Origin of the sequence: Aurantimonas coralicida DSM 14790, from assembly GCF_000421645.1 — a bacterium.
GTDB lineage: Bacteria > Pseudomonadota > Alphaproteobacteria > Rhizobiales > Rhizobiaceae > Aurantimonas > Aurantimonas coralicida.
In genome coordinates this window covers 109,256-122,333 of record NZ_ATXK01000004.1, presented here as the reverse complement: position 1 = coordinate 122,333, position 13,078 = coordinate 109,256, and the positions used below count along the sequence as shown (strand labels likewise).

At 67.2% G+C, this 13,078-nt stretch carries 10 protein-coding genes; 4 read left to right on the top strand and 6 right to left on the bottom strand.

Translation table 11 applies throughout. The features are described 5' to 3' along the window. Positions 1 to 153: 153 nt before the first annotated feature. Positions 154 to 1,335, top strand: a complete 1,182-nt coding sequence (locus H536_RS0111070; protein WP_024350536.1) for a hypothetical protein — start codon at positions 154 to 156, stop codon at positions 1,333 to 1,335. A 109-nt stretch (positions 1,336 to 1,444) separates the two neighbouring features. Here the strand turns inward: H536_RS0111070 and aspS are convergent, their stop codons facing one another. After that, positions 1,445 to 3,232: an aspartate--tRNA ligase gene (gene aspS / locus H536_RS0111065; protein WP_024350535.1), complete on the bottom strand. Its 1,788-nt coding sequence runs from the start codon at positions 3,230 to 3,232 to the stop codon at positions 1,445 to 1,447. Positions 3,233 to 3,411: 179 nt separating this feature from the next. Between aspS and rnd the strand changes: the two genes are divergently transcribed. Beyond that, positions 3,412 to 4,563, top strand: coding sequence for a ribonuclease D (rnd, locus tag H536_RS0111060; protein WP_024350534.1), 1,152 nt, complete (start codon positions 3,412 to 3,414; stop codon positions 4,561 to 4,563). Between the two features lie 17 nt (positions 4,564 to 4,580). On the opposite strand, the gene H536_RS0111055 is transcribed toward rnd, so the two are convergent. The 5 genes from H536_RS0111055 to H536_RS0111035 are packed head-to-tail and all read right to left on the bottom strand — an operon-like array spanning position 4,581 to position 11,101. After that, complete coding sequence (locus H536_RS0111055) at positions 4,581 to 6,125, bottom strand: Ppx/GppA family phosphatase (RefSeq protein WP_024350533.1); 1,545 nt, start codon at positions 6,123 to 6,125, stop codon at positions 4,581 to 4,583. After that, positions 6,088 to 8,610 carry an RNA degradosome polyphosphate kinase gene (locus H536_RS0111050; RefSeq protein WP_024350532.1) on the bottom strand — a complete coding sequence of 841 codons (2,523 nt, stop codon included), beginning with the start codon at positions 8,608 to 8,610 and terminating at the stop codon, positions 6,088 to 6,090. The genes H536_RS0111055 and H536_RS0111050 overlap by 38 nt, the downstream gene beginning before the upstream one ends. Positions 8,611 to 8,633: 23 nt before the next feature. Then, complete coding sequence (locus H536_RS0111045; RefSeq protein WP_024350531.1) at positions 8,634 to 9,326, bottom strand: P-loop NTPase family protein; 693 nt, start codon at positions 9,324 to 9,326, stop codon at positions 8,634 to 8,636. A gap of 12 nt (positions 9,327 to 9,338) precedes the next feature. After that, positions 9,339 to 10,499 carry an AI-2E family transporter gene (locus tag H536_RS0111040; RefSeq protein ID WP_024350530.1) on the bottom strand — a complete coding sequence of 387 codons (1,161 nt, stop codon included), beginning with the start codon at positions 10,497 to 10,499 and terminating at the stop codon, positions 9,339 to 9,341. Continuing rightward, positions 10,496 to 11,101: a CDP-alcohol phosphatidyltransferase family protein gene (locus H536_RS0111035; protein ID WP_029703074.1), complete on the bottom strand. Its 606-nt coding sequence runs from the start codon at positions 11,099 to 11,101 to the stop codon at positions 10,496 to 10,498. The genes H536_RS0111040 and H536_RS0111035 overlap by 4 nt, the downstream gene beginning before the upstream one ends. A gap of 92 nt (positions 11,102 to 11,193) precedes the next feature. Here H536_RS0111035 and purM point away from each other — a divergent pair, with 92 nt between their 5' ends. Both purM and purN read left to right on the top strand, forming a co-directional pair. Continuing rightward, entirely contained in the window at positions 11,194 to 12,258 is a 1,065-nt protein-coding gene (gene purM / locus H536_RS0111030) for a phosphoribosylformylglycinamidine cyclo-ligase (RefSeq protein WP_024350528.1), read from the top strand. Beyond that, positions 12,255 to 12,956, top strand: coding sequence for a phosphoribosylglycinamide formyltransferase (purN, locus tag H536_RS0111025; protein ID WP_009209408.1), 702 nt, complete (start codon positions 12,255 to 12,257; stop codon positions 12,954 to 12,956). Before purM ends, purN begins: the two co-directional genes overlap by 4 nt. Positions 12,957 to 13,078 lie beyond the last annotated feature (122 nt).

Below are 13,078 nucleotides of genomic sequence, written 5' to 3'. Positions count from 1 at the left end.
CCGAACTTTGTCGGCGCCGGCCAGACGGGCAATTGCCGCATGCCGCCGCGCCCCCCTTTAACGGCGAAGCGACTTGGCCATATGTGTCGCGCAGGGCACGACGACCGGGCACCGGACGGATCGGCTCACCGGCTTCCAGCGAAAGGTTTTCCCATGCGCGCCACGACAGGCATTTCCGCAGCCGCGACAGCCGTGCTGCTTCTCTCCTCGACCTCGGCCTTCGCGGTCGATGCGCAGGCCTTCGGCGAGCGCCTGAAGACCCTCGTGCAGAACGGCGAGCATTCGATGTCCTATTCGAGCGCCGAAGCCGACGGCGAGAACGTCATCCTGAAGGACGTCTCCTTCGGCGAGGACTCCGATGTCGGCGACCTGACCTTCGAGAACGTCGCCGGGTCGACGCCCGAGGGCTGGACGGTCGAGCGCCTGGCCTTTCCCGAGCTCGACCAGACGGAAGACGGCAAGCGCGCCCAGATCAGCGACGTCAGCATCGAGGGCCTGATGCTCGCCGGCACCGATACGGCCAACGCCCCCGCCGCCATGAAGCTCTCCAGCTTCTTTTTCGACAAGGCGACGATCGGCAGCATCAACCTCGCAAGGGACGGCAAGACCGTCTTCGAACTCTCCGACGCGTCGATGGAAAACGAGGTCGGCGACAGCGGCAGCCTGGCCACCGAGGTCAATGTCGGCGCCTTCACCGCCGACCTGACGACGGGCGACTCGCCCGAGGCGACCCAAGCCATCCGCGACGTCGGCTACGAGACCATCAGCGGCTCGCTGAACGGTTCGGCGAACTGGGAGCCCGAGAGCGGCCTCCTGGAGCTCGATCCCTTCCTGCTGTCGGTCGAGGACGCGGGCGAGCTGTCCTTCACCTACGCGATCTCGGGCTACACGACGGCCTTCGCGGATTCGCTGTCGCAGCTGCAGGAGCAGATGGCGAGCAATCCCGACAACCAGCAGGCCACCGGCATGGCGGTGATGGGGCTGATCTCGCAGCTGTCGCTGAACTCGGCCGACATCACCTTCACCGACGAATCCCTGACCGGCAAGCTGCTCGACTATTACGCCAAGGAGAACGGCCAGAGCCGCGAGGAACTGGTGCAGAACCTGACGGCGATGCTGCCGGCGGTTCTCGGCTATCTGCAGAACCCGGAGTTCCAGGAAGAGGTCACCGGCGCCGTGACGACGTTCCTCAACGACCCGCAGGCGCTGTCGATCACCATCGCGCCGGAGAACCCGATCGCCGCCACCCAGATCATGGGCGCCGCGATGGGCGCGCCCCAGACCCTGCCAAAGGTCCTGTCGCTCACCGTCGACGCCAACGCGGACGCGAAGTAACCCGCCGATCCCTGCGGTTAGAACGAGAAAGGCCCCGTGCTGGACGCACGGGGCCTTTTTCATGTCGGCTTGAAGATGCGCCGGACGAAGTGCCCGTCCGGCGGCTTCCTCAACTCTTCGCCTGCGGCGCGATGCGCAGGCCGAGGTCGCGCAGCTGCGCCGGCGAGGCCTCGTTCGGCGCGCCCATCAGAAGGTCGTGCGCCTGCTGGTTCATCGGGAACATGGCGATCTCGCGCAGGTTCTTCGCCCCGCAGAGCAGCATGACGATGCGGTCGACGCCGGCGGCCATGCCGCCATGCGGCGGCGCGCCGTACTGGAAGGCGCGGTAGAGCCCGCCGAAGCGCTCCTCGACCGTCTCCTTCGAATAGCCGGCGATCTCGAACGCCTTCACCATCGTCTCGGGGAGATGGTTGCGGATGCCGCCCGAGGCGATCTCGAAGCCGTTGCAGACGATGTCGTACTGGAACGCCTTGAGCTCCAGCGGCTCTTCGTTCTGCAGCGCGTCCATGCCACCCTGCGGCATCGAGAACGGATTGTGGGCAAAGTCGATCTTCTTTTCCTCTTCCTGCCACTCATAGAAGGGGAAATCGATGATCCAGGCGAGCTCGAACCGGTCGCGATCGACGAGGTTCAGCTCCTCGCCGACCCGCGTGCGCGCAGCGCCGGCAAAGGCCGTGAAGGCCTCCGGACGCCCGGCGACGAAGAAGCAGGCATCGCCCGCCTCGAGGCCGAGCTGGGTGCGGACCGCCTCGGTGCGCTCCTCGCCGATGTTCTTGGCCAACGGCCCGGCGCCGGCGACGGCCCCCGCCTCCTCGCGCCAGAAGATGTAGCCGAGGCCGGGCTGGCCCTCGCCCTGCGCCCAGGAATTCATCCGGTCGCAGAAGGCGCGGCTGCCGCCGGTCTTGGCCGGGATCGCCCAGACCTCGACCGCCGGATCGCCGGCGATCATGTTGGCGAAGACCTTGAAGCCCGAGCCGGCGAAATGCTCGGTCACGGCCTGCATCTCGATCGGGTTGCGCAGGTCGGGCTTGTCGGAGCCGTATTTGCGCATGGATTCGGCGTAGGGAATGCGCCGGAAGCTCTGGCTCACCGGCTTGCCGTCGGCAAACGCCTCGAACACGTCGCGGATCACCGGCTCCATGGTCGACAGGATGTCCTCCTGCTCGACGAAGCTCATCTCCACGTCGAGCTGGTAGAACTCGCCATAGAAGCGGTCGGCGCGCGGGTCCTCGTCGCGGAAGCACGGCGCGATCTGGAAGTACCGGTCGAAGCCGGACATCATGATCAGCTGCTTGTACTGCTGCGGGGCCTGCGGCAGGGCGTAGAACATGCCGTTATGCAGCCGCGACGGCACCAGGAAGTCGCGGGCGCCCTCGGGCGACGAGGCGGTCAGGATCGGCGTCTGGAACTCGAAGAAGCCGGCATCGCCCATCAGCGTGCGCATCTTCGAGACGATCTGCGTGCGCCGCATCATGTTCTTGTGCAGCGTCTCGCGGCGCAGATCGAGGAAGCGGTACTTGAGGCGGATGTCCTCCGGATAGTCCGGCTCGCCGAAGACCGGCAGCGGCAGCTCCTTGGCGGCCGACAGCACCTCGATCTCCTTGGCGAAGACCTCGATCGCGCCGGTCGGCAGCTTCGGGTTGACCGTCTCGGCCGAGCGCGCCTTCACCTCGCCGTCGACCCGGATCACCCACTCGCCGCGCACCGTCTCGGCAATGGCGAAGGCCGGGGAATCGGGATCCACGACGACCTGGGTCAGGCCGTAATGGTCGCGCAGATCGATGAACAGCAGGCCGCCGTGGTCACGAATGCGATGGGCCCAGCCCGACAGGCGAACCGTGTTGCCGACATCCTCCTTGCGGAGGGCGGCGCAGCTGTGACTGCGATAGCGATGCATGGCGTTCTTCCTAATGGCTGGTCCGCGCCGACGCTGCGTCGATGCGCGCGCAGGCGGGTCGTTCTCGATCGGCGGAATCGCCGCGGACAAGCGCATGCGTCATGCCCCATGTCAAGATTCCGTCCGCGCGCGACGCTTCCGGGTTTCGCCCGCGCCGCGGATCGGTCTAAAGGATGGCCATGCATACGATCACCACCACCGCCGAATTGTCCGAAGCCTGTTCGCGGCTCGCCGCCGCCGAATTCGTCACCGTGGACACCGAATTCATCCGCGAGACCACCTTCTGGCCCGAGCTCTGCCTCATCCAGATGGCGTCGGACGATCTGGCCGTGCTGGTCGATCCGCTGGCGGACGGCCTCGACCTGGCGCCGTTCTTCGATCTGATGCGCGACGAGCGCATCGTGAAGGTCTTCCACGCCGCCCGGCAGGACGTCGAGATCATTCACAAGCTCGGCAACATCATCCCGGTGCCGCTGTTCGATACCCAGGTCGCCGCCATGGTCTGCGGCTTCGGCGAGTCGATCGCCTACGACCAGCTCGTGGCGCGCACCACCGACGGCCGCATCGACAAGACGTCGCGCTTCACCGACTGGCGCCGGCGTCCGCTGAGCGACCAGCAGCTCGCCTACGCGCTGGCCGACGTGACCTATCTGCGCGACGTCTACCGCTTCCTCTCCGCGCAGCTCGCCGAAAAGGGTCGCACGCGCTGGGTAGACGAGGAGATGGCCGTCCTCACCGATCCGGCGACCTACGATCTGCATCCCGACGACGCCTGGCGCCGCCTGAAGCTGCGGGTGCGCAAGCCGATCGAACTGCAGATCCTCAAGGAAGTCGCGGCCTGGCGCGAGCGCGAGGCGCGCGAGGCCGACAAGCCGCGCGGCCGCATCCTCAAGGACGACGCGATCTACGAGATTGCCCAGCAGGCGCCGACCGACGAACAGTCGCTGTCGCGGCTGCGGACGATCCCGCGGGGCTTCGAGCGCAGCAATGCCGGCCGCGAGATCGTCGCCGCCGTACAGCGCGCGCAGGCCGTGCCGCGCGCCGACCTGCCGTCGATCCCGCGCCCGCCGCAGCTTCCCGAAGGCACGGCGGCGGCCGTCGAGTTCCTGAAGGTGCTCCTGAAGATCGTCGTCGAGGAGAACGGCGTCGCCGCCAAGATGATCGCCTCGGGCGACGACCTGGAGAAGCTCGCCTGGAAGGGCGACGAGGCCCCCATCGCCGCGATGGACGGCTGGCGCCGCGAAATTTTCGGCGACCGTGCGCTGAACCTCCTGAAGGGCGAAACCGCTCTCGTCTATCGTAACCGCAAGGTAGAGATCGTCGCGCTCTGACGCGGCGATCGGGCCTCTCAGCGCACTTCCATGCGTAGGGTCTTCTCCACGACCTTGGCAAATTGCTGCAGGCGCCCTTCCGGGCGCTCGCCGACGAGATCGGCCAGGTGCTGCGGGATCACCAGTGTAAAGCCGCCACGCGGGTCCTGGGCCCATTTGATCTGGTCGAGGACGCCGGGCATCGAGGCGGTCAGCAGATAGGCCACCCGGAACAGCGAGCCGAGAATGCGCGCCCGGCGCATCAGCCGGTCGTCCACGAGGCGTTCGATCTCCGGCAGGTGCACCTGCTCGAAGCTGCCTTCGTGGCGATAGTAATTGGTCAGTCCAAGATAGACGCGCCCGCGATGATCGACCGCCGGGAACGCGGCATGGGCGATGATCGAGAGCGACTGCTTGCCGCGATAGTCGGGATGCGCCCGCCAGCCGATGTCGGCGAGGAGGCAGGCGGCCTGGCGCAGCCGTTCCTCGGCCGGCGTCTCGTCGATGCCGAAGGCCTCGAAGGTGCGCCGGCTCCACTCCACGAGTTCGCGGGCATGATCGGGCGAGCGTGAGCGCAGGATCGACAATTCGCGGGCCGATTCCAGCAGCGGGTCCTTGGCCCGCTCTTCCGGCGACAGCAGCGAATGCAGGTAGCCCTCGCGCACCCCGAGCGCCGACAGGACGATCTTCGACGGCTTCAGGTGCCGTATGATGCTCTTCAGCGTCACCGCGCCATAGGCCAGCAACGGCCGGCGCGACTTCGAGACCGCGCCGATGCCCGGCAGCTTGTCGGGCGGCGTGCGCACGACCATGTCGAGGAAACCGTCGATGCCGGCCGCGTCGATCTCGTAGCCGTGCATCACATGCAGGGGATATTTCTCCTGCTCCATGTGCAGCTTGGCTAGATTGCGCCAGGTGCCGCCGACGGCGAAGAACGGCCGCCCCTCGCCCTTGCCGGCCAGAGCGCAGGCCGACAGATGGCTCTCGGCCACCGCCTGGGCGCGCGTCAGATCGCCTTCCGAGAGGTCGCGCAGCCGCAGCCCGCCCAGCGGCAGGGTCAGACCGCCCTGGAAGCCGCCTGCGTCGATGTCCACCAGTTCCAGGCTGCCGCCGCCGAGATCGCCGCCGACCCCGCTGGGATTGTGGAACCCCGACAAGACGCCCTCGGCCGCGTAGCGGGCTTCGTCCTCGCCCGACAGGATGACGATCTCGCAGCCGATCGCAGCTTCCGCCGCCGCGATGAAGTCTGGCCCGTTCTGGGCCTCGCGGGCGGCGGCCGTCGCGATGGGATGGATCTCGCGCACATTGGCCTGCGCGGCGAGCCGGCGAAAGCGCGACAGCGCGGCGAGCGCACTGTCGACGGCCTTCGGGTCGAGCCGGTTGGTCCGCGCCAGCCCCTTGCCGAGACCGCTCAGGACCTTCTCGTTGAAGAGCACCGTCAGCGAGCGGCAATTGCCTTCGTAGATGACCAGGCGAACCGAGTTCGACCCGATATCGACGACCGCGACCGGCTGACGGTCCTGCAGCCGTCCCTGCGCGATCGGCTCAGTCGAACCGGGAATGTTCTGCCCGTTGTCTTGCAATGAGTTTTGGAGCATCCGTCTTCAGTGCTTTACCGCGCCCCGACAGACTCGGATTTGTCATGAAATAGCGTTGGGCATTGAACGGCTGTTCGCCCGGCGAGGGTACGATATGGCGCGATGTACCGTCCGCGGCTACCGACCAGCTCTGCTGATTGTCCAGAATATTGCCCAGCATGATCTGGGACAGGATCTGACTGTGGACCGTCGGCGTGGAAATCGGCACCAGCGTCTCGACCCGCCGGTCGAGATTGCGCGGCATCATGTCGGCCGAGCCCAGATACACGATCGCTCCCTCCGAGGGCAGCCCCTGGCCGTTGCCGAAGCAGAAAATGCGGCTGTGCTCCAGGAAACGGCCGACGATGGATTTCACCCGGATGTTGTCGGACAGGCCGGTGACGCGCGGGCGCAGGCAGCAGATGCCGCGCACGATGAGGTCGATCTCCACGCCCACCTGGCTGGCGCGGTAGAGGGCGTCGATGATCGCCGGATCGACCAGCGAGTTCATCTTCATCCAGATCTGGCCGGGCCGCCCGGCCTTGGCATGCTCGGCCTCGGCGCGGATCAGGTCGACGATGCGGTTGCGCATCGTCAGCGGCGAGATCGCCAGCTTCTTGACCTCGGTCGGCTCGGCATAGCCGGTGATGTAGTTGAACACGAGCTGCACGTCGTGGGCGATCGCCGGGTCGGCCGTGAAGTAGGACAGGTCGGTGTAGATGCGCGCCGTGATCGGGTGGTAGTTGCCCGTGCCGATATGGACGAAGTTGACGAGCTTGCCCTCTTCGCGCCGCACCACCAGCGACAGCTTGGCGTGGGTCTTCTTCTCGATGAAGCCGAACACCACCTGCACGCCGGCCCGTTCCAGGTCGCGCGCCCAGCGGATATTGGCCTCCTCGTCGAAGCGGGCCTTCAGCTCGACCAGCGCCGTCACCGACTTGCCGGATTCCGCCGCGTCGATGAGCGCCCGCACGATCGGGGAATCGTTCGAGGTCCGGTAGAGCGTCTGCTTGATCGCGATGACATTGGGGTCCTGCGCCGCCTGGCGCAGGAACTGCACCACCACGTCGAAGGATTCGTACGGGTGGTGGACGATGATGTCCTTCTCGCGGATCGCCGCGAAGCAGTCGCCATTGTGTTCGCGAATGCGCTCGGGAAAGCGCGGGATGTAAGGCGTGAACTTCAGGTCGTCGCGCGGCAGCTTGCAGAGCTGCGACACCGAATCGAGCGCCAGCATGCCGTCGAGCACCGAGACCCGGGAATCGGGCACCTCGAGCTCGTTGGCGACGAAGTTGCGCAGCGATTCCGGCATCACCGAATCGAACTCGATACGGATCACCGAGCCGCGCCGGCGCCGCTTCAGCGCGCTCTCGAACAGCCGCACCAGATCCTCGGCCTCCTCCTCGACCTCGATATCGGAGTCGCGGATGATCCGGAACGTGCCGGCGCCGCTGACCCGGTAGCCGGGGAAGAGCTTGCCGATGAACAGGGCGACGACGCTCTCCAGCGGCACGAAGCGGGTCATGCCCGCCGCGTTCGGCTCCATCTGGATGAAGCGCTGCAGCGCCACGGGCAGCCGCAGCAGGGCGTTCATCTTCTGCGAATCGCGCTCGCGCACCAGCGCCAGCGCGATCGAAAAGCCGAGATTGGGGATGAACGGGAACGGATGCGCCGGATCGACCGACAGCGGCGTCAGCACCGGGAAGATCGTCTCGTTGAAATGGTTCTCCAGCCAGGCGCGGTCCTCGCGCTTGAGATCGCCGGCGCCGACGATCTGGATGCGCTCCTCGCGCAATGTCTTCACCAGTTCGGCGAGCGAGGCCTGCTGCTCTTCCTGCAGATTGTGAACGTCGATCAGGATCTGGTTGAGCTGTTCCTGGGGCGTTAGCCCGTCGATGCTGCGCACCGAGATCTTCTCGCGCACCTGACCGGCGAGGCCGGCGACGCGGACCATGAAGAACTCGTCGAGATTGTCGGCCGAGATCGACAGGAAGCGCACGCGCTCCAGGAGCGGATGCGCCGGATTGAGCGATTCCTCCAGCACACGGCGATTGAACTGCAGCCAGGAAATCTCGCGATTGACGAAGCGGTCGGCCGGCAGCTCGGTCTCGGCCGCCAGGTTCTGCGCCGCCGTGCGGGCCTCGACCTCGGCCGTCGGGGCCTCAAGGATGACCGAGGCTTCGCTGACCCGTGTGTCGGTCGAGGCGGCGGCCGGGGCGCCCTCCTCCGGCTTGTGCGCACCGGAGCCGGCATCCGCCGGCTTCACGCTGTCGGCGGTCCGCTGCTCTGTCAGCGCGGACTTTGCCGGAGCTTTCGCAGGCCTGCGGCGGATCGGCGTGCGCGCCAGATCCTTCGCCTCACCGTTGCCGGGCGCTGTATTTTCAGCGGGCGTCGCCGTGGCGGATGCCCTGGTATTGCTGCGCGGGGTCGCCGTACGGCGCCGCGGCGCGCGCGGCTTGCGTTCCGGTCGGGGCGGTGTGGTGTCGTCCATGCAAACTCCTCCGTCGCCGCCGGTTAGCGGCCGGATGCGACAGTCGCATGACGCATCGCCGCAGTGCCGCGGTCAAGCACCCGTTTGATCAATCGCGTGCCGATCCGCTCGCGCGTCGCCAGCGCCTCCCGGTCGATCTCGGCCACCAGGAAGCCGGCCGCATCCAGCGAGCGCTCCATGCGCTGCACGAGATAGTTCACCGCCCGGGGCGACACGGCGATCTGGCGATCGGCGAAAAGCTTGATCAACACACCGGTCAGCAGCGCGTCGTCGGGCGCGCCGAGTTCGGCGATGGTCGCCGCGGCGAGGCGCGAGCGCAGATCGGCGGTCGCGACGTTCATTGCCTGCGGCATCACCCGCGAGGTCAACAAAAGGCTGCCGCCGCCCAGCCGGGCCGCATTGACGAGGCCGAACAGTTCGGCCTCCGACAGGGCCGTCCGGTCGGCATCGTCCACCACCACGCGAAAATCGGCGGCCGCAAGGCTCGCCTCGGTCGCGCCGGGCCGCGCCACCGTCGCTCCGGCGCGTTCGCTCCACGCATTGGCAAGATGGGTCTTGCCCGATCCCGGCGGCCCGACGATCAGAAGCACCGAATGCCGCCAATGCGGCCAGGAATCGATCGCCTCCACGGCGAGCCGGTTCGACGGCGACATGATCAGGTCCTCGCGGGCGAGCGAGGCCGCATGCGGCAGTTCGAGCGGGATCTGGGTCGGCATCGCGATCGCGTCCTACTCGCCCGCCTCGCCGCGCGGCACGGTGCCGACGGCGGGCGGCGCCGATTGCGTCTCGATCTGGACGGCGGGCTGCTGCGGCTGCGTGCGACCGTAATACATCTCGCTCTGCAGATATTGCGACAGGGCAAAGCGCACCAGCACTCCGACAGCCGCGGCGGCCGGCACGGCAATCAGCAGGCCGACGAAGCCGAACAAGGCGCCGAAGGCGAACAGGGCGAACATCAGCCAGACCGGATGCAGGCCGACCGAGGCTCCGACGAGCTTGGGCTGCAGGATGTTGCCCTCGAAGAACTGGCCGACGAAGAACACCACCGCGACCATCAGGATCGAGACCCAGTCCGGCCAGAACTGCACCAGCGCCACGCCCAGCGCCAGGATCAGGCCGATCGCCGAGCCGACATAGGGGATGAACGAGATCAACCCGGCGAACAGGCCGATCAGCAGGCCGAAATTCAATCCTGTGAGCGTCAGGCCGACGCCATAGATCGTGCCGAGGATCAGGCAGACGCTGCCCTGCCCGCGCACGAAGCCGGCCACCGACCGGTCGATCTCCCGCGCAAGCCGTCGGACCGTGTCGACATGCTGGCGCGGCGTCCAGGCGTCGATCTCGTCGACCATCCGGTCCCAGTCGAGCAGCAAATAGAAGGCAACGACCGGCGCGACGATGAACAGCGAGACAAAATTGACGACGGCGAGCGACGACGACCACAGCCCGCCGAGGAAGGTCGTGACGATGCCGGTCCCTTCACTGGCGAACTGGGCGAAGTCCTGCTTGAAGTTCATCTCCTCCCCGGTGAACAGGAAGGCCAGCGGCCCGCTGCGGGCCGAGACCGCAATCGCCTGCAGGCGATCGAGATAATCGGGGATGCGCTCGACGAAACTGGCGATCTGCGAACCAACCACCGGCACGACGACGAGGATCGCCGCGGCGAAGAACAGGACGAACAGGATCAGGATGACGATGGTCGCCATCAGCCGCGAGAAGCCGCGCCGCTCGAACCAGTCGGCGACCGGATCGAGGAAATAGGCGATCACCATGCCGACCAGGAACGGCAGGAGGATTCCGGAGAATACCCACAGCAGGAGAATGGAGACCAGCGCCGCCACGCTCCAGAACAGGACCTGCCGCCGGATCAGCGCGCTTCGATCGGTCATTGGGGGTCGCCTCTGCGGTCGGACGGATCGTCGTTGGGGTTCATGTGTCGAAGCCAATCAACGAGATAGGCGGCGGCCGACACACCGGTCAAGACCACGGTGACCGCCACCAGAAATTCGATTTCCGCGGTCAGCGACAGGCCGAAGGCCGGCTCGCCGAGGGCCACGCCGGCCAGCACGATCTGCGATACGGTATTGAGCTTGGAGATGAGCAGCGGCCGCACCGTGACCGGCCGCCCCATGACGTAGGACAGGAGCACCGCGGCGACGATCAGCAGGTCGCGGCTGACCACCGCGATCGCCAGCCAGCCCGGCAAGCGCTCCAGCAGCGCCAGGCCAACGAAGACCGAGACCAGCAGCACCTTGTCGGCAATGGGGTCGAGATAGAGGCCGAGTTCGGATTGCTGGTTCCAGCGCCGCGCGATCACGCCGTCGACCGCGTCGGAGAGGCCGGCCACGACGAAGATCGCGAAGGCCAGCGTCCAGTCGCGTTCGATCAGCGCCCAGATCAGCACCGGCACGCCGCAAAGGCGGGCAATCGTGATGATGTTCGGCAGGGTCAGCGGGTGCCCGGGGCCGTGTTTTGGTCCGTCGCCGGTCATTGTCGTACCATGGCGACAATCCTTAGCATTGGAAGCCGGGTCTTGCTCACAGCCGGCGATCATGTCAACTCGACCAAAACGGTGCGGGGACCATGGCCGAAACGACTCCACTGACCTATCGCGACGCGGGCGTCGACATCGACGCGGGCAACGATCTCGTGCAACGCATCAAGCCGCATGTGCGCTCCACGGCGCGGCGCGGTGCCGATGGCGAGATCGGCGGGTTTGGCGGCCTGTTCGACCTGAAGGCCGCCGGCTTTAACGATCCGCTGCTGGTCGCCGCCAATGATGGCGTCGGCACCAAGCTGCGGATCGCCATCGAGACCGGGCTGCACGACACGATCGGCGTCGATCTCGTCGCCATGTGCGTCAACGATCTCGTCGTGCAGGGCGCCGAACCGCTCTTCTTCCTCGACTATTACGCCACCGGAAAGCTCGATCCGAGCGAGGGCGAGGCCATCGTCAAGGGCATCGCCGAGGGCTGCCGGCAGGCCGGTTGCGCGCTGATCGGCGGCGAGACCGCCGAGATGCCCGGCCTCTACGCCGACAAGGATTACGACCTGGCCGGCTTCGCCGTCGGCGCGGTCGAGCGCGACCGCCTCCTGCCGGCCGGCAATATCGAGTCCGGCGACATGATCCTCGGACTCACCTCGTCGGGCGTCCATTCCAACGGCTACTCGCTGGTCCGCCGCATCGTCGAGCGCTCCGGCGCCGGCTATTCCGATCCGGCCCCCTTCGACGCCGATCGCAGCCTCGGCGAGACGCTGATCGCGCCGACCCGCATCTATGTGAAGCCGCTGCTCGCCGCCTTTGCCGAAACCCGCGGCATCAAGGCCCTCGCCCACATCACCGGCGGCGGCTTCGTGGAAAACATTCCGCGCGTCCTGCCCGACACGATGCGCGCCGACATCGACCTCTTCGCGGTTCCCGTGCCGCCGGTCTTCGGCTGGCTCGCCCAGGCGGGCGGCGTCGCCGAAGCCGAGATGCTGCGCACCTTCAACTGCGGCATCGGGATGATCGTGGTGGTCTCCGATGCGGACGCCGCGGCCGTCAGCGCCATTCTCCAGAGCGCTGGCGAGACGGTCGTGCCGCTCGGGCGCATCCGCCCGCGCCAGGACGCCGCGGTGACCTTCAACGGCGCGCTGGCGCTGGCATGAACGCGGTGCGCCGCAAGAAGATCGCGGTCCTCATTTCGGGCCGCGGCTCGAACATGAGTGCGCTGATCGCCGCCTGCATGGACCCGGGCTACCCCGGCCAGATCGCCGGCGTCGTGTCCAACCGGCCGGACGCGCCCGGGCTCGACACCGCGCGGCGCTACGACATTCCGGCCGTCGCCATCGACCAGACCGCCTATGCGGACCGGGCCGCCCACGAGGCAGCGCTGATCCGGGCACTCGACGAGATGGCGCCGGACGTGGTGTGCCTTGCCGGCTACATGCGGCTGCTGTCGGCCGATTTCGTCCGACGCTTCGAGGGCCGGCTGATCAATATCCACCCGTCCCTGCTGCCCCTGTTTCCCGGCCTCGACACCCACAAGCGCGCCATCAATGCCGGCATGCGCATCCATGGCTGCACGGTGCATTTCGTCACCGACCGCATGGACGAGGGCCCGATCATCGCGCAGGCGGCCATCGCCCTCGTGCCGGGCGACACGCCGGAGACCGTCGCCGAGCGGCTGTTGCGGGCCGAGCACCGGCTCTACCCCCACGCCCTGAGGCTCGTTCTGGACGGGGCTGTGCGCATGTCCAACGGACGCGCCATCGTCAAGCCGGCGCCGCCGGTGGAAGACGAGACCATGCGCCTCGGCGATGGCGACCCGATCCTCGTGTCGCCGGATGCCCGCCGCAACGGCTGAACCGTCGCCATAAAACGCTGTGCCGATGACCGTCTGACCCGGCTCGCGCCGGGGCATGCCGGTTGCGATCGACGCTCCGCGGTGCCATATGCGCCGCGAAGGACGACCTTCCTTTTTCCTCC